Consider the following 1726-nt stretch of genomic DNA (forward strand, 5'->3'; position numbering starts at 1 on the left):
CCCGGCGAGGTGTTCCACTCCGCGCGCTGGAACCACGACTACGACCTGCGCGGCAAGCGCGTCGCGATGGTCGGCACGGGAGCCTCGGCGATCCAGATCGTGCCCGCGATCCAGCCCGAGGTCGGCCGGCTGACCCTGTTCCAGCGGACCCCGCCGTGGGTGCTGCCCCGCGTCGACCGTGACATCAGCCGGGCCGAGCGGTGGCTGCACCGACAGCTGCCCTTCACCACGCAGGCCAGGCGCGGACTGCTGTGGGGCATCCGGGAGCTCCAGGTGCAGGCCTTCACCAAGCGGCCCGAACAGCTGGGCCTGGTGGAGCGGATGGCCCGGCGGAACATGGCGCGGGCGGTCAAGGACCCCGCCCTGCGTGCCCGGCTCACGCCCGACTACCGCATCGGCTGCAAGCGGATCCTGCTGTCGAACACCTACTATCCGGCGCTCACCCGGCCGAACGTCGACGTGGTCGCCTCCGGGCTCGCCCGCGTCGAGGGCTCCACGCTCGTCGCCGCCGACGGGACCACCGCCGAGGTCGACGCGATCGTCTTCGGCACCGGGTTCCACGTCACCGACATGCCCATCGCCGACCGGGTCGTGGGCGCCGACGGCCAGACCCTCGCCGAGTCCTGGGCCGACGGCGGGATGCGGGCGCTGCGCGGCGCGTCGGCCGCCGGGTTCCCGAACTGGATGACGATCATCGGGCCCAACACGGGCCTCGGGAACTCCAGCATGATCCTGATGATCGAGTCCCAGCTGAACTACATGGCGGACTTCCTGCGGCAGTTGGACGTGCTCGGCGGCCGGGTCGCCCTCGACGCCCGGGCCGACGCCGTGGACGCCTGGAACCGGCGCGTCCAGAAGCGTATGGAGCGGACCGTCTGGAACACCGGCGGCTGCACCAGCTGGTACCTCGACGCGCACGGCCGCAACACCACCATCTGGCCCGGCACGACCACCGAGTTCCGCGGCGCCACCCGGCGGGTGGATCTCGCCGAGTACGAGGTGCTGCGGGTGCCGCCGCCCGGTACGGGGAAGACCCGGGGGACGACCGCGACCGAGGCGACGAAGGTGGAGGCCGGAGCGTGACCCGACTGACTCATGTGAAGCACGGGCCCTACGCCCCGCCCGTCGCCGTACGGGAGTTGACGGCCGTGTCCGCCGACGGCGCGCGGCTGCACGTGGAGACCCATGGGCCGGACGACGCGCCCGCGGTGGTGCTCGTGCACGGCTGGACCTGCTCGACCGCGTTCTGGGCGGCGCAGATCCGGGACCTCGCCGTCGACCACCGGGTGATCGCCTACGACCAGCGCGGCCACGGCCGCAGCCCCGCTTCCGCCCTGTGCAGCACGGACGCCCTCGCGGACGACCTGGAGGCGGTGCTCGCGGCGACGCTCGCGCCCGGTGAGAAGGCCGTGCTCGTCGGGCACTCCATGGGCGGGATGACGCTGATGGCGGCCGCGGCACGGGCCGGTGTGCGGGAGCACGCGGCGGCGGTGCTGCTGTGCAGCACCGGCAGTTCGAAGCTGGTGTCGGAGGCGCTCGTCGTGCCCGGCCGCCCCGGACGGACGCGCACCTGGCTCACCGCCAAGGTCCTCGGGTCGCGGGCCCCGCTCGGGCCGGTCACACCCGTCGCCCGGCGGATCCTCAAGTACGCCACCATGGGCCCCGGTTCGTCGCCGGCGATGGTCGAGGCGTGCACGAGGAGCGCGCACGCCTCGACCATTGCCGG

At 73.4% G+C, this 1726-nt stretch carries 2 protein-coding genes; both read left to right on the forward strand.

The genetic code is table 11. The annotated features are described in order from the left end of the window. Positions 1-1083, forward strand: a 1083-nt coding sequence (locus AOK23_RS43565; RefSeq protein WP_055717871.1) for a flavin-containing monooxygenase, incomplete at its 5' end; no start/stop codon positions are given. Continuing rightward, positions 1080-1726, forward strand: a 647-nt coding sequence (locus AOK23_RS43570) for an alpha/beta fold hydrolase (protein ID WP_055717872.1), incomplete at its 3' end; no start/stop codon positions are given. The genes AOK23_RS43565 and AOK23_RS43570, both read left to right, overlap by 4 nt.

This window comes from Streptomyces torulosus, assembly GCF_001419765.1.
In the GTDB taxonomy this organism is placed as follows: Bacteria; Actinomycetota; Actinomycetes; order Streptomycetales; family Streptomycetaceae; genus Streptomyces; species Streptomyces torulosus.